The organism is Ruegeria sp. AL1 (assembly GCF_056540905.1).
Genome location: NZ_JBQFXP010000004.1, coordinates 332068 through 351252, shown reverse-complemented (window position 1 = coordinate 351252; position 19185 = coordinate 332068). Strand labels below are relative to the sequence as shown.

Sequence of the window (19185 nt, the reverse complement as noted above, 5' to 3'; positions counted from 1 at the left end):
TTAATCAAAGCCAATCTCGACCCTGCCGAACGCACCGAAATCGGCCAGAACACGAGTGCCTGAGGGACATTCGAGGGGGCGGATGAAACTGCCCGACAAGATGATCTGACCGGGTTGGATGCTCTGCCCGTATTGCGCCATCCGGCGGGCAAGCCAGACGACACTTTCGACCGGATCGTTCAGCACGCCTGCCCCAAGCCCGGTTTCCTCGACCTCATCGTTTCGGAAAGTGATTGCTCCGACCCAGCGCAGATCAAATGCATCAACCGGATGTCGCTGCGGGCCCAGTACCACCCCGGCATTGGCCGCGTTATCGCCGATTGTATCGAATACGTTGCGCGTCGCACCTGTTTCGGCATCCACGCGGACAATCCGGGTGTCCAGAATTTCGAGTGCAGGCACCACATGCTCTGTCGCCGCGAGCACGTCGTCGCGGGTGACAGACTCACCGCCCAGTGCGTCTTTCATGACAAAGGCGATCTCGGCCTCGACACGGGGTTGGATAAACCGACCCGGCGGAACAGTGGATCCGTTTTCGAACACCATATCGTCGAACAGGATACCGCTGTCAGGAATGTCGATATTCAACGCGTATTGCATGGCTTTCGAGGTCAGCCCGATTTTCCACCCGACAATATGACGCCCTTGCGCCAGCTTCGCCTGACAGATGGCATTCTGGATCGCATAGGCGTCGTCCATGTTCATCTCGGGGAACGCGCGCGTCAGCAAACCGATCTGCTGTCCGGTTTCTTCCGCGTTCAGCAACTGCCTCGCGGCCCGGGCGTGATCTTCGGGGCTCATATGGTTTCATCCTCAATCGTATTGCGCAACAGGCCAATACCGGTGGCCTCGACCTCGACCACGTCTCCGGGCTGCAGGAACTGTGGCGGATCAAGCCGCGCGCCCGATCCGGTTGGCGTGCCGGTGACGATGATGTCACCGGGTAGCAGGGTCATGAAGGTCGAGATGTATTCGATTTCCCGCCGGATCGGGTGCATCATGTTCGACAGCGCATCCTGTTGCCGCACCTCACCGTTGACACGCGTCGTGATGCGCGCTTCATCCAGTTGACGCGCATCCGTGAAGGGCACCAACCACGGCCCCATCGAACCCGAGCGATCCCAGTTCTTGCCCTGCGTGACGTTGAATTTCGCATGGCGCACCCAATCGCGGATCGTGCCTTCATTGCACAAGGTCAGGGCGGCGATATGGTCATAGGCATTTGCCTGCGCAATCCGGCGACCGGGCTTGCCGATGACAATCGCGACCTCCCCCTCGTAATCCAGCTGATAGCTTTCCGGTGGCCGGATCAGAGGCCGCCCGTGGCCTGTAAACCCGCTGGCAAAGCGCGGGAAAAGCGACATGAATTTAGGCTGCTCTGAGCCATCTTTATATTCGGCATTGCGGTCCGGGAAATTGACCCCGACGCACAGGATGCGCCGTGCATTGGGCATCACCATCTCATAGTCAAATTCTGGATGCGTCACCGGAGCACCCTTGGAGGCGGTCATGAGGTCATCCAGACCACCAGCCTGCACAACATCAAACAAGGTGGGCCAATTCGGGAACCGGTCATTCAGGGCAATCATGCCATTGTCGGTGACGGCCCCGTAGAAAGTTTGGCCATGGGATGTAAACGACGCAAAACGCATTTTCGGACCTCAGTGGTGACCGGAGTGCTGCCGGTTCTGGATGACATATGCGATGCACGGCGCAGTTGTATTTTCGCCCGCATCCGACCCGCTCATGGTGCGATGATCGGGCTGGCTTGCAAGTCAGGCTCTTTCGTATCGACACCGACAAACTGACTGCCATGCTTGAACCAACTCTCGGGCGCCGGTGCCCCCCATAGCGTCTGGCGCTGCGGGTCCTTGAGGTCCCACTTGATCGGTTCAAGATCAGGGTCGACGGTTTGGTAATCGGCGCAATAAATCTCGATCCGGTGACCGTCCGGATCGAGCACGTACAAAAAGAACGCGTTCGAGATGCCATGCCGCCCGGGACCACGTTCGATATTTGAGACATAGCCCGTGGTCGCCATCAGATCCAACAGATCAATAATGTTCAGCGGCGTGGGCACCCAGAACGCGACATGATGCATCCGCGGCCCCAAACCATTGGTGAATGCCATGTCATGAACCCCGCCCTTGCGATGCATCCACGCAGCCCAAAGCCTCTTACTGTCTTCATCTTCAGTGTATTCCGTCACCCGGAACCCGAAATCCGAATAAAACGCGACCGAAGCATCCACATCGTGGCTGAAACAGTTAAAGTGATCGATCCGCAGAGGCTTGACCCCATGATAGAGGGCATATTTCTGATGGATCGGCTCAAGCCGGTCCATCTTGTGGTAAAATTCAAGCGGAATTCCGATATTGTCCGATGTCAGCAAAGTGCGCCCCTGATACGCGCGCTGAGCCCATTCCGTAGGGCGACCTTTTTCCCGGAAATACCGCTCGGCGCGATCCAGATCGTCTTCGTCAAACGTTTTGAAACCCAGTACGCCCACGGTTCCCGGTGTGTCGGATTGCTGCAGGATCAAACTGTGATGCCCCCTCTCCTCCATCGCGCGCAGGTAAATGCATCGGTCATCCTCATCGGTGACCTGCAAGCCCAAAATCTCGGTGTAGAATTTTCGCGACGCAGCGAGGTCACGAACGTTCAGACAGACATGGCTCAGACGGATTGTATTGAAATCGGGATACAGGTTCGGAGCGGGAACGGGCATCGAAGCCTCCTATTCAACGGATAGATGGATCGGGGTCAGGTCTGCGCCTGAAAACTGCGCGGGCATAGCGCATGGCAACGCCTTGCCCATCACGAGACCCCAAGACGGGTGATCTTGTGCTGACCGGTGGCAAAGCCGATGTGCTTTTGCTCCATGTAAAACTCAAACGACCAGTCACCGCCATCCCGACCAATCCCGCTGGCTTTCACGCCGCCAAAAGGCGTGGGCAAATGGCGAACGTTTTCCGAGTTGACCCAGATCATCCCGGCCTCAAGCCTGTCGGTGAACCGCAGCGCACGGGTCAGGTCGTTGGTCCAGACATACCCTGTCAGGCCATAGCGCGTATCATTGGCGATCTGCAGCGCTTCGTCCTCGGTGCGAAAGGGGATCGAGGTCAGGACCGGGCCGAAAATCTCCTCCTGCGCGATGCGCATCTCGGTGCTGGCGTCGGTGAACAGCGTCGGGCGAATGAAATAGCCGCTGTCGCCTACAGGCTCACCTCCCGCCGCCACTGTGGCCCCGTCGGCGCGGGCGATATCAAAGTAACTGGTGACCTTGTCATAATGCTCCTTTGAGATCAGCGGCCCAATCTCGGTCGCCGGGTCCAGAGGATGACCCACCCGGATGGCATTCACCCGCTCGATCAGCTTGGCCTCGAAGGCCTCGCGAATACTGTCCTGCACCAACAGCCGTGACGAGGACGTGCAGCGTTCACCGTTGATCGAGTAAATCATGAAGATCACCGCATCCAGCGCCCGCTCAAGATCGGCATCCTCGAACACGATGACGGGGTTTTTTCCGCCCAGCTCCAGATGGTTGCGCTTGAGCGTATCGGCACCCTGCTTGGTGATCAGACTGCCGGTGCGCGACTCGCCCACAAAGGCTATCGCCTTCACCTTGGGGTGTTCGCACAGCGCCTTGCCCACCTCTTCGCCGAACCCGTTCACGGTGTTCAGAACACCCGGGGGCAAACCTGCCTCTTCCGCGATTTCGACCAGCAACCGGGCCGTCAGCGGAGACGCTTCGGCAGGCTTGTGGATCACCGTGCAGCCTGCGGCCAGCGCGGGAGCGATCTTCCAGGTCGACAACATGAAGGGTGTGTTCCACGGGGTGATGACGCCAACCGGCCCGATCGGCACCCGTGTCGTGATATTCATCAGCGTCGGCGATTTCAGGTGCTGACCGTCACGCGCCTGAACAACCTGATCGGCGAAATACCGAAAGTTCTCAGCGCCCCGCAAGGCAGCCTTGGACATGAACTTGTATGCCTGCCCGGTATCCCAGCATTCACACAGGGCGATCTCATCCGCACGGGCTTCAATCGCGTCGGCAATGCGGATCAGTATGTCCCGACGCGCGACCGCCGGCATATCGCGCCAATCGGCAAAAGCCGCGTGAGCCGCGTTGGCTGCAGCATCGATATCTGCAGCCGATCCATATGCGACGTCGCAGATCACGCTTTTGTCGACCGGAGAGATCGTTTGAAACACACCATTGCCGCCCGCCCTGTCTTGCCCCGCGATCCGGTTCATGATGCCGCCATCGCGGTATTTCGACAGGTAGCCCGAGAGCTTTTTCAGATTGTCATCCAGCTTGGTCATCGAACCCTCATTTCTGACCCGACAACCGGGTGTGAATTGGTGTGTCTTTCCAGCTGAGTTCCGGGTCGATCACCCGGATTTCCAGTGAAAACGCGAAAAAACCAGTGGCAAGCAGGTCGTGCAGTTGCGCCTGCCCCGCTGCGAAAAGGTCATCTCCGATGCGGCGCAACTGGTCCTGACTGCGACCGTCACCAACGCTGAGCGTCATGGCCAGAAAATCATTGTCGTCGTGCCCGTCCGCGACCACCGCAAAATCAGCCTTGTGCGCGCGCACGCGAATACCGGCGGTCGGAAAATCCACAGAGCCGACAAGGACCTGATGCATCTTGCGGCAGAACGCTGCCAGATCGGTCTTGGCCTCAAGCTGCGGCGAATACTCTATGGTCAGATGCGGCATGACTCCTCCAATAGGCACTTTAATAACATGTTAAATAAATAATCTCTTGTCAATAGATAACGCGTTAATCATTTTGACTGTTACCACCGAGCGCAAAGTGAGCCACATGACAGAGCAAGACGGATTTGAATTCAACGCGACGGGACGGTCCCTGCCGATTGCGCTGTTGCGGGCCCGCGAAAAGGTGATGCAACGGTTCCGACCCCTGTTGCAGCGCCACGGCGTGACCGAACAACAATGGCGTGTCATCCGCGTTCTGGATGAGGCGCCTGGACTGGACATGGGCGCGTTGGCCGAAGCGGCCAACATCCTTGCGCCATCCCTGTCCCGGATGACCCGCGGGTTGGAAGACAGGGGCCTGATTGCAGTCAGCCGAACACCTGGCGACGGGCGGCGGGCCAGCCTGCGTCTGACAGAAAAAGGCACAGCGCTGATCCGGCAGGTCGCCCCCGAAAGCGCCGCAATACGGGCAGAAATCGAGACGCGTGTGGGCGCGGATCGCATGACCGCGTTGCTGGATCAACTCGAAGCGCTGCTGCGCGATCTGGACGACATCGAACAGGATGCGGCCAGGTCCTGATCTGAGATCCCGGGGCTAAATCAGCCCGGTCGCAATCCATTCATCGACGATGCGCAGGGCCGCTTCGGAAAAGGCCGGATCATTGATATGCGCGTCCAGCTCCAACAACGTCACATTGGCGGGACAGCAGGCGCGGACCTCGTCGACAAAGCAGCGCAGCCCCTCGGGGTCGCTGAGCGGCCCGCCCGGGCGATCCCACTCATTGCCACCCTGGGTCGGCAGAATAAACGTTGCCGGACCCTTTGCCTGCCCCAGTTTGGCGCAGATCTCGCGCGCCATTTGGCGGCGCTGTTCGGCCGTCATCATGACCGAAGACAACAAACGGTTGTGGGCGTGTGTCTCTTGACCGGCTAGTTTGGCGGGAACCTCCTGCCAACCGACAAAATCCACCAGATCATAGCAGCCGATAGACACGATCTGCGGCGTACCTGTCAGACCAGCGGCGGTCATACGGTCGGCCCCTGCAGAAATTGACGAGCCTAAAAGATGGTTTCCCACCTCTTGTGGCGCGAAATCCATTACTGCCGCAAACCGGCCCTCGGACGCGAGGCTTTCAAAGGCCCGCCCGCCCATACCCGTGGCATGAAACACGGCCACTTCATAACCGCGTTCCTCCAAAGCGGGTTTCAGGGCAACCATGTATTTCAGCACGGTTTTGCCGAAGGAGGTCATGCCGATCAAAGGCTTGTCCGCATCCGGCGCTTCCACCGCGCGTGCCGCGCCCAAAACCGCTCCGGCCGCCTGACTCAGCGACGATTTGCAGACCGAGTTCAGACCGTAAAGCCCCCCGGCCCAGAGGATCATCTGAATATCCGCTGGCAACCGCTCTGGCGGGATAAGCGGCGAGAATGACACTGTTGAGATGATGTATTTCGGCACCCCGACAGGAAGCGCCGAGCACACATCCAGTGCCAGATCGGTTCCCATGGTCCCCCCAAGCAACAACGCCCCGTCGATCCGGCCTTCGGAATACAATCGTGCCGCCAGCGTCGCCCCACCTTTGGCCATGATCTGCATTGCGGTGTTCTCGTCCCCGCTGTCTATGGCTTCCTGAATGGAATGTCCGCCAGCCTCGGCGACGGTATGTTTTGAGATATTGGTTGGCACCGACGGATCACCCAACACGCTGACATCCATCGACAAGACCTGACCGCCCTGCGCCTGAATCGTCTGGGCCAAATAGCTCAGTTCGTCTTCCTTGGTGTCATAGGTCCCGACAAGCAGAATGGTTTTTTCAGTCATGGTCGGTGGTCCTCAGAGTTTGATCCAGGCGGTTTTCAGGTTCAGGTATTTGTCAAACGCATGCAGCGACTTGTCATGGCCATTGCCCGACTGTTTCACGCCCCCCAAAGGAACGGTGACATCCGCCCCACCATAGGTATTCACATGCACGACTCCGGCCTGAATGCGAGAGATCAGCCGATGCGCGCGTGACAGATCCGATGTCCAGACGCCCGCCGCCAGCCCATAGTCCACGCCATTGGCCAGTGCGATCGCCTCCTCTTCTGTGTCAAAGGCCTGAACTGTCAGCACCGGGCCGAACACTTCTTCCTGAACAATACGGTCTGTGGCTTCGACACCTGTAACGATGGTCGGCGCCATATAGGTACCGCCGGTCTTCTCAAGAATGCGATGCCCACCGGTGACGATGTCACGCCCGGCGGCGCGGGCTTCTTCGACAAAGGCAAGGTTTTGCACCAGCTGGCGCTCGGAATTGACCGCGCCTGCTTGGGTTTTAGGATCAAGCGGGTCACCGACGATCATCGCCTTGGCCTGTTCAACCAGCTTTGCGACGAAAACATCGTGAATCTCGCGCTGTACCAACAGCCGTGATCCGGCCACACAAACCTGACCAGAATTGCGAAATATCCCTGCCGCCGAGACTTTGGCAGCTTCGTCCAGATCGGGGGCATCGGCGAACACGATGTTGGGCGATTTGCCCCCCAGTTCCAGATAAACGCGCTTGAGGTTCGACCGCGCCGATGCCTCCATCAATCTGCGGCCCGTCGCCCCTGACCCGGTGAACACCAGCGCGTCCACATCATCGGATTCGGCGATGGCCGCGCCAACAACCGCGCCTTCTCCGGTCACTACGTTCAGAACGCCCGGTGGAATACCCGCCTCAAGCGCCAGTTCCGCCAACCGGATCAAGGTCAACGACGCAGTTTCCGCAGGTTTCAGGACCACAGTACATCCGGCGGCCAACGCGGGTCCCAATTTCCAACTGCCGATCATCAGCGGGAAATTCCAGGGCACAATTGCACCGACAACGCCAACGGGTTCCTTGTGCACCAACCCGAGGGCGCCCGGTGCGGTTGGTGCGATCTCGCCGTACAATTTGTCGATGGCCTCGGCGAAATACCGAATGGTACCTGCTGCGCTGAGCGGTTCGGCCTTGTAAGCCATGCCAATCTCGGTCCCGTTGTCGCGCACGCCGAGAACGGCCAGATCCTGCGCCTCGGCCTCGATCAGATCGGCCCAGTTCTGCATCAGCTTTTTGCGGGCCGCTGGCGCGAGCCCGGACCAGCGACCATCGTCAAAGGCGCCACGTGCCGCCCGGATCGCCGCCTGAGCATCCTGCGGCGTCCCCCTTGGCATCGTCGTCAACATTGTTCCATCGATGGGAGAAAGCACATTCATGACCCCGCCATCCGACGCGCCACAGCGCGCTCCGTCAATTAAATGATGTGCGGGCGGGATTACACGGGTTCGCAGGTCATCTATTCTGGAGAAGTCCAATGTCATCCTCATCGGTTTAAATATTGAACCATCAGTTGCGAAAAATTGTCTGATTTAAAACCTGCATTTGTCAATAATGATTTTTTTGTTGACAGGTACGAAATCCAATTCAGAATAAATGCTACTAAAGGTTCAAATAATAAACCGATTAATATTACGCATCGCAGGGAGATGACATGTCCAAAACAACCAGGGCCGTTCTGGCCGCGCTTGCTGTTGGCCTCGCCGGACCGGCGCTGGCCGAGTATCCGGAAAAGCCCGTCAGCTTTATCGTTCCATGGCCTCCGGGTGATCTTGAGGACGTGTTGACCCGTATGATCGCCGAGGATTTTCAGGCCGAATACGGCGTGCCCGCAGCGGTGGTGAACAAGCCCGGCGGCGGCGGTGGCCCCTTCCCCGGCGCGGTCGAGGTCGCAACGGCTCCGGCAGATGGCTACACCATCGGCTCCTTTGTTCCGGCGGTATCCCTGATTGGGCACGAAACCGACATTCCTGAACTGACGCCCGAGAAATTCGACCCCGTCGGAATCTTCCTGACCTATCCTTTTGTCATCGCGACCTCGGGCAACGCGCCATATTCTTCGATGCAGGAACTGGCTGACTACGCCAAGGAAAACGACGTGTTTCTGGGCCATTTCGGCGATGTACTGACGCCCACTCAGGTCACCAAGGCGCTGTCTTCGACCATGGGGTTTGAATGGGGCGGCGATGCCGCGTTTGACGCGCTGGACTGCAATACATTGGCCTCGGGCGATGCGGACGTGATCAATACGACGCTGCAACTGATCCTGCCCTGCATCGACGACGTGAATGTTCTGGTCTCGATCACCGGCGAGCGGATCAGTAAGGTTCCCGACACTCCGGCGATTGGCGAGGTTGAACCGACGCTCGATATCTCTCTGTGGAACGGGCTGTTCGTGACCAAGGACACCCCGGCAGATGTGCGCGAAAAGATCGCCGCCGTGGCCGAGAAAACGGTGAAAAGTGAGCGCGCGCAGCAACTGGCCGCGGAAACCGGTGCGCTGGTCTATTGGCTGAATGCTGATGAAAGCGCGGCTGTGATTGCCGAGGACAAGGCGACTCTGGGCACGATTTCGGACGCTCTGGGTCAATAACTGCGATCATGTGAGAGGGCGCAAGCCCGCCCTCTCAAACCTGTCGGGGCTTTGTTCCAATGGATGAATCCGAACTGCTGAAGGTGCGCACAAAGACCTCGGGTCAGGTGGTTTTTGTCATTGCAGGTCTGATCCTGACGCTGGTCCTGCTGTCGCAGATCGGCACACAGACCGAATGGACCGACAAGGCGCGCAACATCGGCAGTCAGCCGCGTTTGTGGCCTGCGATTGCGCTGATCACGATGCTGGCCGGGTTTGCGGCCCATTTCCGCCTGATGCGGCGCAGGAAACCCAATGCTTTGGACTGGGTTGAGGCGCGCCGCTGGGCCGAGCCGCTGGAATATCTGCTGTGGTTTCTGGTCTACGTGGCTGCGGTGCCCCGGTTGGGATTTCTGCCGATGAGCCTGCTGTTTGCCTGCGCGCTGACCTACCGCCTGGGGTATCGCAGCCGGACCGCTTTGTGGATCGCAGCTCTGTTCGCCGTCGCCATGGTCGCCCTGTTCAAGGGCTTTCTGGGCGTCAACATCCCCGGAGCGTGGACTTATGAATTCCTACCCACCTCCGTGCGAACCTTCTTTCTGGTGTATCTCTGATGGAACTGATCACCTCGGCCATTGACGTCCTTGCCCGCTGGGATGTGATGCTGGCCCTGCTGGTGGGTGCAGTGGGCGGCGTGGCTATCGGGGCCATCCCCGGTGTCGGCCCCGCTGTGGCCATTGCGATCCTGCTGCCTGCGACCTTTTCGATGGATCCGATTGTCGGGCTGACCCTTTTGCTGGGTATCTATGGTTCGTCCATGTATGGCGGCGCGATCCCCGCGATCCTCATCAACACGCCGGGCACGGCGGTCAATGCGCTGACGACCTATGACGGGTTCCCGATGACTCTGCGCGGTGAAGGCCGCCGGGCACTGTCGCTGGCCTATTCGGCCAGCTTTCTGGGCGGCTTGTTCTCGGTCATCTGCCTGATCTTCCTGTCGCCCGTGCTGGCCAAAATCGCGCCCATGTTCGGCTCGCGCGAGATATTTCTGGCCGCCCTACTGGGCCTTATTCTGGTCGTTGTCGCGCATAAGGGGCAAATGGCCATTGCCGCCGCTCTGGCCGGGTTCGGCATTCTGATCGGAACCGTCGGGCTGGAGCCTGCCGCCTATACCCGGCGTTTCACCTTTGGCCAAAGCTGGCTGGCGGGGGGCCTTGACCTGATCGTGGTGGTTCTGGGCCTGTTCGCGCTGTCGCAGGCGTTTCTGCTGCTGACCATGGATGATGAGAAGATCCGGCTGCCCCGGTCACGCGGTTCGCTGTTTCAAGGCTTCCGCGAACTGGCCCGCCACCCGCGTGTTGCGGCAATCTCGGCCAGTTTCGGGGTGGTCATGGGCATGATCCCGGGGGTCGGAGAGTTCACGGCCCAGTTCATGTCCTACACCTCGGCGCGTAAACTCTCAAAAAACCCCAAAGCGTTCGGCCATGGCTCATCCGAGGGACTGATCGCGTCCGAGACCGCCAACAACGCGGTTCCCGCGGCGGCGATGATCCCCTTGCTGGCCCTTGGCATCCCGGGTGAGGCGCTGACGGCGATGATGCTGTCGGTGTTCTATGTCCATAACGTCGTGCCGGGGCCGGGGCTGTTCCAGAACGACATGGATTTCGTTGTTGCGCTTTACATTGCGCTGCTGGTCCTGAACGTGATCGTGGTCGGCTTCCTGCTGGTTTCGACCGGCTGGCTGGTGCATCTGACGCGCATCCCGAACCGCTTTCTGGGCATGTGCATCCTGTTGCTCAGCTTTGTCGGGGTCTATTCGATCCGCAACTCGACCATGGACTGTATCATCGCAGCGGTCTTCGGGCTGCTGGGATTCGTCCTGAAACGCCTGAACATGCCTATCGTTCCAATCATTCTGGGCATGGTTCTGGGCGGCATCATGGAGGTCAAACTGCGCGCCTCTCTGGCGCGGGTCAAAACGCCGTTGGACTTTATCGACCGCCCCATCGCCTTCCTACTGTTCTGCGTCATCCTCATCATCCTTGTTTCGACGATTTGGCGCGTCTGGCGGGAATGGCGACCGGTGGATCGCCGCTCGATGCAGAAAAAGGCATCCAACACATTTGCAAAACGGATTTCAGGTCGCTCACACCGGCATTTCGAGAACCGCAAAAAACAACAAAGACGGAGGCGCTTCTATGACCATGTGGGTTCCTGAAGACGACGGGTTCGCTGACCTTGGCTCGCATGACAGTTTCGCGGGCGGCGCGCCGTATAACACCTTCGCGCGGCTGCGGCGCGAGGCCCCCTGTCACTGGTCCGAGTTCGAAGGCGGCAAGGGGTATTGGTCGATCACGCGCCACGCGGATATCGACAAGATGGTGCGCGATACCGAAACGTTTTCCTCCGCGCGCGGCATCCGGATGGAGGATCAGACCTACGAGGAATACATGGCGCGCCGCACCTTTCAGGAAACGGATGGGACAGAGCATCGCAAGGTGCGGATGAAGGTGGCCAAGGCGTTTTCGCCTAAAGTGGTTGCGGGGTTCGAGGATCAGATCCGCGACCTGTGCGGTCCCATTCTGGACCACGCTTTGGAAAAGGGCACATTCGACGCCACACGCGATATTGCGCGGGAATTGCCGATGCGGATGCTGGGGCAAATTCTGGGTGTTCCTGACGAAGACCTGCCCTGGCTGGTCGATAAAGGGGATGCGCTGATGGCCAACTCTGACCCCGATTTTACCGATCACGTCGTCGACAAGATGCAGACGGATGAATTCCGGCTGATGCCGTTCAACTCACCCGCCGGGGCCGAGCTGTATGAATACTCCCGCACATTGATGGACAAGAAGAACGCCAGCGGCGACACCAGCGGCATTCTGCATCTGATCCTGCAACCGGACGAAAATGGTGAGACGATCTCGGAAACCGAGTTTCGCAATTTCTTCTGCCTGCTGGTGGCGGCGGGCAACGATACGACGCGCTATTCCATCGCCGCTGGCATTCAGGCCATCGCGCGGCAAGACGGCCTGCTGGAAGAGATGCAATCGGGCGAGGTCTGGGGCACCGCCGCAGATGAGATTGTCCGCTGGGCCTCACCCGCCACCTATTTCCGCCGTACCGCGATGAAGGATGTCGAGGTGCACGGTCAACAGATCAAGGAAGGTGACAAGGTTCTCTATTGGTTCGTTTCCGCCAACCGGGATGAGGATATGTTCGATGACCCCTACCGCCTGGACCTGTCGCGCAAGCCCAACCGTCAGCTGGGGTGGGGGCAAGGCGGGCCGCATGTCTGCCTGGGCATGCATCTGGCCCGGCTCGAGGTGCGGGTGCTGTTTCAGGAACTGGTCAAACGGATCAGAACCATCGAACCCGACGGCCCCGAGGCGTTTGTTCGGTCCAACTTTGTAAATGGCATCAAGCGGATGCCTGTTCGCGTCACTTTGCAATAGGTCCTTTATGTCCAACCGTTTACGCGCCCTTTTTATCGATCACCTCTCGATCCCGCGCGGCAAATACATGCCTGCCAGCAAGATCACCGACGCCTCGACCCGGTTCGCGCGCGCGACCTTCGGGGTGCATTACGACCGCGATCTGCTGCTGGACGCGCCGCACGCGAAAGTGCGCGAGGGAGCACCCGACATGGAGCTGCGGTGGCGGGGCGACGATGTCCGCAAGGGGTGGGAACCCGAAACCTCAGTCGTGCTGGGCGATCTGTTTGACGCCGACGGCGCGCCGTTGTCCTTATGCCCGCGCGGGGCGTTGAAGCGCGCGGTTGCCGATTGGGAACAGCACGGGCTGAAACCGATGCTCGGGATCGAGCTTGAGGCCTATGCCCTGCAAGGGGGTGAGGATGGCCGTTTGCGCCCCTATGATGCCCCGGGTGGGGGCGTCTACGGCACTGGCCCATTCGCCGATCCGATGCGGATCAACGATGTGATCTGGAACAAGGCGCTGGAAATGGGCTTCCGGCTGGACCTGATTACTGCCGAATACGACAGCCCTCAGTTCGAATATACATTGACCTTCGATGACGCGCTGACGGCTGTGGATGATATCGTGCTGTTCCGCCTCATGGCGCGCGAAATTGCGCTGGATCACGGGATCGTTCTGACCTTCCTGCCCAAACCTCTGTCCGAATTGGGTGGATCGGGCATGCATATCAACTTTTCCTTTCAGGATGCCGAGGGCAGGAACGCGCTGGCCAACGGTGAAGTCGGCGGCCCCGATCATCTGAATGACCTGTCGCGCGGCTGCCTTGCCGGTCTAGTGCATCACCATGAAGGGCTGGCCGGCCTGATCGCACCTACTGCGGGCTCTTACCGCCGCCTGCAACCGGCGTCCCTGTCGGGTTACTGGAAGAACTGGGGTGGGGATCATCGCGGCGTGACCACCCGCGTCTCGGGCGAAGGCGGCGCAAAGGCCCGTCTGGAACATCGCATGGCAGATGCCAGCGCCAATCCCTACACCGCCTGCGCTGCGGTCCTGCAGGCCGCGCGGCTGGGGTATGAGGCCCATATGACCCTGCCTCCGATCGAAACCGGCGACGGTTTTGACAAGGTCGACGCCCGCACCGGCACGGCCGCCAATCTGCGCAAGGCCATTCAGGACCTGCAGGCCGATAACGCGCTGGTGGATGCGGTCGGGCGCGAACTGGTCGAAAATCACGCCTTCATGAAGGAACGCGAATTCCGTAAGACCCGCGAGATGGAGCCTGACGCTCTGCTCGATTTCTATGTGTGGTTTATCTGAGATGCGACTTGCGACCCTTGTCACCAACACCGATGACAGCGCCTTTTGCCGGGCGCGACCGTTGGATGACGAAAAATTCGCCACTTTGATTGCCGAAATACGCCCGGATTGGCATGTCACACCCTTTTGGGTCTGCAGGGGAGAGTTCCCTGATGATCTGTCCGTCTTTGACGGCGTGATGATCACTGGCAGCCCCGCCTCGGTCACCGAAGAAGCGGACTGGATGCAAAGGCTTGAAGATTTGGTACGGCAGATTATCGAACAGGAAATTCCGCTGTTCGGCGCATGTTTCGGCCATCAGATCATCGCAAAATCGCTGGGTGCTCCGATCATCCGGAACCCTGAGGGATGGGCACATGGTCGGATCGAAACCGCGCGTGTGGGGCCGGTTCCCTGGTCGGATCGGGCAAATGGATGGGCACTTTACGGCTCGCATATCGAACAGGTCGGGACTTTGCCTGATGGTGCGCGACGTATCTTTGAAAGCCCCGGATGCCCGATTGCCGGATACGCCATCGGCGACCGGGTTTTCACGGTGCAGCACCACCCGGAAATGACGCCTGAGTTCATCGCCGATCTTGTCGAGGAATATGCGGATTACGTGGGCGAGAACGTCACACAATCCGCACGTCAATCCCTCGCCGTAGGTCCGGCTGATCGCACGGAATTTGCACGGGAAATTGCTGCCTTTTTCGAATATGGGAGGCGCTAGATGGGCACCATAACCAAAGCGCTGGACCTACTGTCCCTATTCGCCCGCGACCGGGCCGAGATCGGGCTGGGCGAATTCGTGCGCCTGACAGGCCGCGACAAGGCCACCGTGCATCGCCACCTGACCGAGTTGGCCGAAAACGGCTATCTGGAACAACACCCGGATACGCGCGCCTATCGCCTTGGCCCTGCATTGCTGCGCCTTTCGGCCCTGCGCGAGACATTGTTTCCGGTGCGCAAATTACTGCAGCCCATCGTGTTGGAATTGTCCGAGGCTGTGGGCGAGCTGGCCCATGCCAGCCTGCTACAGGGTGAGGCCCTTTCCCCCGTTGCCCATGCGGACCCTGCCCTGCACGGTGTTCAGGTCAATTTCGACGTGGCCGAGATGCTGCCCCTGCACGCGACCTCGTCGGGCATCGCGGCGCTGGCCTTTTTCCCCGAGGACGCGCGCGCGCGAATTCTGGCCCGGCCCTTGTCGAAATTCACCGACCAGACGATCTCGGACCCGATGCTTCTGAAAGACAAGCTGGATGCCGTGCGGCGCTATGGCGTTGTTACAGTTGTGGGGGCGTTTGACGAAGGCGTCAGCTCAGTCGGTGCTCCGCTTTTCGACGAAAGCGGGCGTGTGCTGGGGTCGCTGGCCGTTGCTGTCCCATCGGGACGCGCAAGGCCAGAAAAACTGCGCGACATCGCGCAGCTTCTATTGAAAGAGGCCGACCGCGCCTCGACCGCTCTGGGCGGTACATTCCCCCGGGATTTCGCAGAGCTGCCGCCGCAATGGGGGGCAGAACCTTTGGCCAAATAGGTGATCTCATGAAGGACAGCAATTTTCTGAAAGAAAACAACGCACGCCACCTGTGGCATCCGATGACGCATCCTGCCGACAGCCTTGCGAACCCGCCGGACATTATCGTCGGCGGCGAAGGTGTCTGCATTACGGATGTGGATGGACATACGGTTGTGGATGGCGTTGGCGGTCTGTGGAATGTCAACCTTGGCTATTCCTGCCAGCCTGTAAAAGACGCGATCTCGGCCCAGTTGGATCGCCTGCCCTATTATTCGATCTTTCGGGGCACGACCAATGATCTGGTCATCGAACTCAGCTGGATGCTGCGCGAGTTCTTTGCCCCGGATGGCCTGTCCCGCGCCTTTTTTACATCAGGTGGTTCGGACGGCATCGAAATCGCGCTGCGTCTGGCGCGGCAGTATCACAAAATCCGGGGGGAAGCTGGTCGGGTCAAGTTCCTGAGCCTCAAGAAAGGCTATCACGGCACGCATACTCTGGGCGCATCGGTCAATGGCAACCCCAATTTCCGCACGCAATACGAACCGCTGATGCCCGGATGCCATCACATCCCCTCGCCCTACACCTATCGCAATCCTTTTGGTGAAACCGACCCCGAGAAGCTGGCACAGCTTTGCCTAGCGGCGCTGGAAGACGAGATAAAGTTCCAGGACCCCTCGACCATCGCCGCCATGATCATGGAGCCCGTTCTGGGTGCAGGCGGCGTGATCCCGCCACATGAAAGCTTTATGCCCGGTGTGCGCGAGATCTGCTCAAGACACGGTATTCTGCTGGTCGCGGATGAGGTGATCACCGCCTATGGCCGCACCGGAGCCTGGAGCGGATCACGCAGGTTCGGCGTGCAGCCCGACATGGCTGTAACCGCCAAGGCGATCACCAATGGGTACTTCCCCTTTGGCGCGGTGATGATCAGCGATGGGATTTCCGAAGTGTTCGAATCGGACACCACCGGCAAAGGCAATATCGGTTCGGGCTATACCTATTCGGGGCACCCGGTTGGTGCGGCCGCCGCAATAGCCTGCCTTAAGGAAACCACCCGCCTGAACGTCCACGAGAATGCCGCCCAGCGCGGCGCTCAATTGTACAAAGGCTTGCAGGCCCTTGCCGCAAAACACGATGTGATCGGCGACGTGCGCGGCGGCTATGGCCTGATGTGCGCGGTCGAACTGGTCTCGGATCGGGGCACAAAAACGCCCATCGACAAGGGCACCATCGGCAAAGTGCAAAAAGTAGCCTATGACGCAGGCGCGATGGTTCGGGTGTCTGGCAACAACATCATTCTCTCTCCGCCCCTTGTCGTGGCCCAGACCGATATCGAAACGATCCTGACAGCGCTGGACGCAGGCTTCACGGCGATCTGAGCGTGACTGTTGCGGCATCTGTCGCCGCCTTGCCCGGCAGCACCTTTGGACAAGCTGTCACCGGTTTGGGCGGACGACCGATCAGGCGCAAGACCTGTAAGGTCGGCGAGCGTGCGATCGATGCGTCCAAAACCAAAAGCGTCGGGTGCTGCTGCGGGGCGGGAGCGAACTGTATGCGCGTCGCGCCGCTGCCTATCAGGCTCAGCGACGCTGTATCAACGGAGCACACTCCCCGTCCGGTCTGCGGTTCGAAACCATTTCAATCGGTGACCGGTATCTGTTCGTCTGCTCCCTCAATTGGGATGCGCGTTCGGTCTATGCATCCTGCCCATTGGCTTACAGCTAGAACGCCGAACAGAAAACGCATCTGCGAAAGGGTGCTCACTCTGGTGGCGGTATTGGATTGGGCCCACGATAGGCCCAGAGGTAGTCTGGCGGGGTCGGTCCTTTGTTCCGCCCGCCTTGTGTCATCTGTTCATAAGCATGGGACAAGATGCCCACTGAGCGCGACAGGCAAAACAAACCCCGCGCGAGCGGTCCGGGGAATCCAAGTTCCGCATAGATGACAGCGGTCGCGCCATCGATGTTCATCGGAACGGGTTTTCCTGTGCGAACAGCCAACATCGTTTCGAGCGCGCGCCCGTATCGGGCGAACCGTCCGTCAACCACCCCCGCGGATGCCGCCTGATCCACCTGTTGCAACAACCGGGGCGCGCGGGGGTCTGCAGGTGTGTGAAAACGGTGACCAAAACCAGGGAGGTACTTTGTCCGCTCGGCTTGCCATCGATCAATCGATTGCGCAGCGGCCTGCTCCATGCTCAGCCCGGATTTCACACCGGCATCGACCCAGCCGTAAAGTTCGACCGCCTGTTCGCCTGCACCGCCATGCACATCGTCCAGCATATTGACCGCAGATGCCATCGCGCCGTTCAGTCCAAGCCCACAGGTCACCGCCATGCGCGCCGTCGCGATCGAGGGGGCTTGCGGGCCATGATCGACGGCGGCAACCAGCGCGGATTCCAGCAGCTTCGCCTGCGCCTCGGTCGGAATCTCGGCGCGGGTCATCAGCCAGATCATCTGCGGAAAGGTCAGCGCTCCGATCAGTTTCTGAATGTCATGGCCGCGAACCCGGATTTGGCCGGGTTGCATGTCGATGATCTCGGTCGCCCACCAGTCCGTCACATCGTTTTGGTCGGGTCTCATATTACGCCCTCTTTCTGAAGGTCGTCCAACTCGTCTGTCGTGACCCCGAGCGCGCCCCAGATTTCCATGTTGTGCTGTCCCAATGTCGGGGGCGGTGTCTCGACCTCTGGCGGGTGCCCATCCATCTTGACCCCGGTGGTCAATACATCAATGTCGCGCCCGACGCCGGGTACGTCATTAAACCTGCGCAGAAACCCACGATCTGCGACCTGCGGCATGTTCAGCACTTCGGGAACCGTCAGAACCGCCCCCGACGGTACGCCGAGCTGATTGAGCTCCTGCGCCCACTCCTGCGCGGTTCGGGATATCAAAACGGTCTCAAGCGCGGCTTTCAGCGACACTCTGTTGCGCTTGCGGTCTTCCCGGGTGGCATATTCGGGCTGTTGCCGAAGCGCGGCCAGACCAAGATGATCTGTCAGGATCACCCATTGTTCGTCTTTGTTAGCCGCAATGTTGATCAACCCATCGCTTGCCTGAAACGCGCCGGATGGTGCCGAGGTCACGTTTTCATTGCCATTGGCCGAGGGCTCGACACCCGCAATCAGATAATTCGAAATAACCCAGCCCATCGTGGCCAGCACCGATTCCAGCATCGACACGTCGATAAAGGTTCCCCGCGGCCGGGCGTTAAGCGCAGCAGAAATTGCGAACGCCGCCGTAATGCCGCCGACCGTGTCGGCAACCGGATACCCCACACGCAGGGGGGCCGTTTCGGGGTCCCCCGTGATCGACATGACACCGGCAGCGCCCTGAATAATCTGGTCATAGGCCGGGCGATGTACCCAAGGCCCATCCTGCCCAAAGCCGGAAATGGCGCAATAGATCAACCGGGTATTCAGGGACCTCAACGTCTTATATCCCAACCCAAGGCGTTCCATGACGCCGGGGCGAAAATTCTCGACCACCACATCGGCTGTTTGTACCAGATCGGCAAACATCTTTTTACCGCGAGGATGCTTGAGGTTGACGGTCACCGATTTCTTGCCTGCGTTCTGCGCCAGAAAGGATACGCCCATTCCTTTTGCGTTCAGGTCCGGGTCCGCCCCCAGCTGACGCGCCAGATCGCCGCGCCCGACCGCTTCGACCTTAATCACCTCGGCCCCCAGATGGGCCAGATGATGACAGCAAAAAGGCCCGGCCAGAACGTTCGTCAGATCAAGAACCCGAATACCTGCAAGCGGCTGCGTCATCTGTATGCCCAGCCCGTCTGT

The 19185-nt window shown here is 59.6% G+C and carries 18 protein-coding genes; 9 read left to right on the top strand and 9 right to left on the bottom strand.

All coding sequences use genetic code 11. The features are described from left to right. From hpaH to ACRZ9X_RS09025, 5 genes are all read right to left on the bottom strand, one after another. A complete protein-coding gene (gene hpaH, locus ACRZ9X_RS09045; protein WP_480517952.1) occupies nucleotides 1-801 on the bottom strand; it encodes a 2-oxo-hept-4-ene-1,7-dioate hydratase in 801 nt (266 codons plus the stop codon). Next, entirely contained in the window at nucleotides 798-1652 is an 855-nt protein-coding gene (locus ACRZ9X_RS09040) for a fumarylacetoacetate hydrolase family protein (protein ID WP_480517950.1), read from the bottom strand. Before ACRZ9X_RS09040 ends, hpaH begins: the two co-directional genes overlap by 4 nt. Before the next feature lie 92 nt (nucleotides 1653-1744). Continuing rightward, on the bottom strand, nucleotides 1745-2728 hold the full coding sequence (gene hpaD / locus ACRZ9X_RS09035) for a 3,4-dihydroxyphenylacetate 2,3-dioxygenase (protein ID WP_480517948.1): 984 nt from the start codon (nucleotides 2726-2728) through the stop codon (nucleotides 1745-1747). A gap of 89 nt (nucleotides 2729-2817) precedes the next feature. Beyond that, nucleotides 2818-4329: a 5-carboxymethyl-2-hydroxymuconate semialdehyde dehydrogenase gene (gene hpaE, locus ACRZ9X_RS09030; RefSeq protein ID WP_480517946.1), complete on the bottom strand. Its 1512-nt coding sequence runs from the start codon at nucleotides 4327-4329 to the stop codon at nucleotides 2818-2820. A 7-nt stretch (nucleotides 4330-4336) separates the two neighbouring features. After that, nucleotides 4337-4726: a 5-carboxymethyl-2-hydroxymuconate isomerase gene (locus ACRZ9X_RS09025; RefSeq protein ID WP_480517944.1), complete on the bottom strand. Its 390-nt coding sequence runs from the start codon at nucleotides 4724-4726 to the stop codon at nucleotides 4337-4339. Nucleotides 4727-4832: 106 nt separating this feature from the next. Between ACRZ9X_RS09025 and hpaR the strand changes: the two genes are divergently transcribed. Further along, a complete protein-coding gene (gene hpaR, locus ACRZ9X_RS09020; protein WP_480517942.1) occupies nucleotides 4833-5306 on the top strand; it encodes a homoprotocatechuate degradation operon regulator HpaR in 474 nt (157 codons plus the stop codon). A 15-nt stretch (nucleotides 5307-5321) separates the two neighbouring features. Here hpaR and ACRZ9X_RS09015 read toward each other — a convergent pair whose 3' ends face one another. Both ACRZ9X_RS09015 and ACRZ9X_RS09010 read right to left on the bottom strand, forming a co-directional pair. After that, nucleotides 5322-6548, bottom strand: coding sequence for a Tm-1-like ATP-binding domain-containing protein (locus ACRZ9X_RS09015; protein WP_480517940.1), 1227 nt, complete (start codon nucleotides 6546-6548; stop codon nucleotides 5322-5324). Nucleotides 6549-6560: 12 nt separating this feature from the next. Continuing rightward, a complete protein-coding gene (locus ACRZ9X_RS09010; RefSeq protein WP_480517938.1) occupies nucleotides 6561-8051 on the bottom strand; it encodes an aldehyde dehydrogenase in 1491 nt (496 codons plus the stop codon). A gap of 170 nt (nucleotides 8052-8221) precedes the next feature. On the opposite strand from ACRZ9X_RS09010, the gene ACRZ9X_RS09005 reads away from it, so the two are divergent. From ACRZ9X_RS09005 to ACRZ9X_RS08970, 8 genes are read left to right on the top strand one after another with little or no spacing between them, the layout of a single operon-like run. Continuing rightward, nucleotides 8222-9160, top strand: coding sequence for a tripartite tricarboxylate transporter substrate-binding protein (locus tag ACRZ9X_RS09005; protein ID WP_480517936.1), 939 nt, complete (start codon nucleotides 8222-8224; stop codon nucleotides 9158-9160). 59 nt (nucleotides 9161-9219) lie between these two features. Beyond that, nucleotides 9220-9753 (top strand): tripartite tricarboxylate transporter TctB family protein, encoded by a 534-nt coding sequence (locus tag ACRZ9X_RS09000; protein WP_480517934.1) that lies wholly within the window; start codon nucleotides 9220-9222, stop codon nucleotides 9751-9753. Further along, entirely contained in the window at nucleotides 9753-11357 is a 1605-nt protein-coding gene (locus tag ACRZ9X_RS08995) for a tripartite tricarboxylate transporter permease (protein ID WP_480517932.1), read from the top strand. The genes ACRZ9X_RS09000 and ACRZ9X_RS08995 overlap by 1 nt, the downstream gene beginning before the upstream one ends. Further along, entirely contained in the window at nucleotides 11338-12594 is a 1257-nt protein-coding gene (locus tag ACRZ9X_RS08990) for a cytochrome P450 (RefSeq protein WP_480517930.1), read from the top strand. Before ACRZ9X_RS08995 ends, ACRZ9X_RS08990 begins: the two co-directional genes overlap by 20 nt. A 7-nt stretch (nucleotides 12595-12601) precedes the next feature. Then, on the top strand, nucleotides 12602-13894 hold the full coding sequence (locus tag ACRZ9X_RS08985) for a type I glutamate--ammonia ligase (RefSeq protein ID WP_480517928.1): 1293 nt from the start codon (nucleotides 12602-12604) through the stop codon (nucleotides 13892-13894). Nucleotide 13895: 1 nt separating this feature from the next. Beyond that, nucleotides 13896-14606 carry a type 1 glutamine amidotransferase gene (locus ACRZ9X_RS08980; RefSeq protein ID WP_480517926.1) on the top strand — a complete coding sequence of 237 codons (711 nt, stop codon included), beginning with the start codon at nucleotides 13896-13898 and terminating at the stop codon, nucleotides 14604-14606. Then, nucleotides 14607-15410 carry an IclR family transcriptional regulator gene (locus ACRZ9X_RS08975; protein ID WP_480517924.1) on the top strand — a complete coding sequence of 268 codons (804 nt, stop codon included), beginning with the start codon at nucleotides 14607-14609 and terminating at the stop codon, nucleotides 15408-15410. It begins immediately after the preceding gene. 8 nt (nucleotides 15411-15418) lie between these two features. Then, on the top strand, nucleotides 15419-16771 hold the full coding sequence (locus ACRZ9X_RS08970) for an aminotransferase class III-fold pyridoxal phosphate-dependent enzyme (protein WP_480517922.1): 1353 nt from the start codon (nucleotides 15419-15421) through the stop codon (nucleotides 16769-16771). A gap of 381 nt (nucleotides 16772-17152) precedes the next feature. Here the strand turns inward: ACRZ9X_RS08970 and ACRZ9X_RS08965 are convergent, their stop codons facing one another. After that, complete coding sequence (locus tag ACRZ9X_RS08965; protein ID WP_480517920.1) at nucleotides 17153-17974, bottom strand: citryl-CoA lyase; 822 nt, start codon at nucleotides 17972-17974, stop codon at nucleotides 17153-17155. Further along, the gene (locus tag ACRZ9X_RS08960) at nucleotides 17971-19164 is read right to left on the bottom strand and encodes a CaiB/BaiF CoA transferase family protein (RefSeq protein ID WP_480517918.1); all 1194 of its coding nucleotides are present in this window, start codon (nucleotides 19162-19164) and stop codon (nucleotides 17971-17973) included. The genes ACRZ9X_RS08965 and ACRZ9X_RS08960 overlap by 4 nt, the downstream gene beginning before the upstream one ends. Between the last annotated feature and the right edge of the window lie 21 nt (nucleotides 19165-19185).

Bases quoted from the DNA above. Each gene is read 5' to 3' on its own strand.
- ACRZ9X_RS09010 (WP_480517938.1), bottom strand. From the start codon at position 8,051: ATGACATTGGACTTCTCCAGAATAGATGACCTGCGAACCCGTGTAATC.
- ACRZ9X_RS08980 (WP_480517926.1), top strand. From the start codon at position 13,896: ATGCGACTTGCGACCCTTGTCACCAACACCGATGACAGCGCCTTTTGC.
- hpaR (WP_480517942.1), top strand. From the start codon at position 4,833: ATGACAGAGCAAGACGGATTTGAATTCAACGCGACGGGACGGTCCCTG.
- ACRZ9X_RS08975 (WP_480517924.1), top strand. From the start codon at position 14,607: ATGGGCACCATAACCAAAGCGCTGGACCTACTGTCCCTATTCGCCCGC.
- ACRZ9X_RS08995 (WP_480517932.1), top strand. From the start codon at position 9,753: ATGGAACTGATCACCTCGGCCATTGACGTCCTTGCCCGCTGGGATGTG.
- ACRZ9X_RS08965 (WP_480517920.1), bottom strand. From the start codon at position 17,974: ATGAGACCCGACCAAAACGATGTGACGGACTGGTGGGCGACCGAGATC.
- ACRZ9X_RS08970 (WP_480517922.1), top strand. From the start codon at position 15,419: ATGAAGGACAGCAATTTTCTGAAAGAAAACAACGCACGCCACCTGTGG.
- hpaH (WP_480517952.1), bottom strand. From the start codon at position 801: ATGAGCCCCGAAGATCACGCCCGGGCCGCGAGGCAGTTGCTGAACGCG.
- ACRZ9X_RS09025 (WP_480517944.1), bottom strand. From the start codon at position 4,726: ATGCCGCATCTGACCATAGAGTATTCGCCGCAGCTTGAGGCCAAGACC.
- ACRZ9X_RS09000 (WP_480517934.1), top strand. From the start codon at position 9,220: ATGGATGAATCCGAACTGCTGAAGGTGCGCACAAAGACCTCGGGTCAG.
- ACRZ9X_RS08960 (WP_480517918.1), bottom strand. From the start codon at position 19,164: ATGACGCAGCCGCTTGCAGGTATTCGGGTTCTTGATCTGACGAACGTT.
- ACRZ9X_RS08990 (WP_480517930.1), top strand. From the start codon at position 11,338: ATGACCATGTGGGTTCCTGAAGACGACGGGTTCGCTGACCTTGGCTCG.
- hpaD (WP_480517948.1), bottom strand. From the start codon at position 2,728: ATGCCCGTTCCCGCTCCGAACCTGTATCCCGATTTCAATACAATCCGT.
- ACRZ9X_RS09040 (WP_480517950.1), bottom strand. From the start codon at position 1,652: ATGCGTTTTGCGTCGTTTACATCCCATGGCCAAACTTTCTACGGGGCC.
- ACRZ9X_RS09005 (WP_480517936.1), top strand. From the start codon at position 8,222: ATGTCCAAAACAACCAGGGCCGTTCTGGCCGCGCTTGCTGTTGGCCTC.
- ACRZ9X_RS08985 (WP_480517928.1), top strand. From the start codon at position 12,602: ATGTCCAACCGTTTACGCGCCCTTTTTATCGATCACCTCTCGATCCCG.
- ACRZ9X_RS09015 (WP_480517940.1), bottom strand. From the start codon at position 6,548: ATGACTGAAAAAACCATTCTGCTTGTCGGGACCTATGACACCAAGGAA.
- hpaE (WP_480517946.1), bottom strand. From the start codon at position 4,329: ATGACCAAGCTGGATGACAATCTGAAAAAGCTCTCGGGCTACCTGTCG.